Source organism: Streptomyces shenzhenensis, from assembly GCF_021462265.1.
Classification (GTDB): domain Bacteria; phylum Actinomycetota; class Actinomycetes; order Streptomycetales; family Streptomycetaceae; genus Streptomyces; species Streptomyces shenzhenensis.
The window spans coordinates 1-370 of record NZ_JAJONF010000215.1 but is presented as its reverse complement, the minus strand read 5'-3'; the positions used below and the strand labels follow the sequence as shown (position 1 = coordinate 370).

Annotated in this window: 1 protein-coding gene; it reads right to left on the bottom strand. The window is 71.1% G+C overall.

The features are described from left to right. Positions 1–370 (bottom strand): phosphopantetheine-binding protein (locus tag LQ326_RS47525; protein ID WP_234545424.1); only part of this gene is annotated, 370 nt, incomplete at both ends.

Genomic DNA, 370 nt, shown 5'->3' with positions numbered 1-370 from the left:
ATCGACGCTGCCGGACAGACGCAGGGCAAAGGGAAGGTTGTAGGCCGCGGCGCCCGCGCCGTCGGGCTCGCTCTCCTCGAACCGGTTGAGGAACCACATGCGCTGCTGGGCGTACGACAGGGGCACCCGCTCCGGACGCTCCCGACGGGCCAGCACCACGCCCCCCGACACCCCGGCCGTCTCCACCAGCCGCGCCACTCCGGCCACCGTCGGCTCCGCGAACACGTCACGGACGCCGACGGTGACCTCCAGAACCGACCGGATCCGCGCGATCAGCCGCATCACCTTCAGCGAGTCGCCGCCCAGTTCGAAGAAGCTCCGCTCCACGCCGACGTGGTCGGCTTCCACGTCCAGGACCTCGGCGAACAGC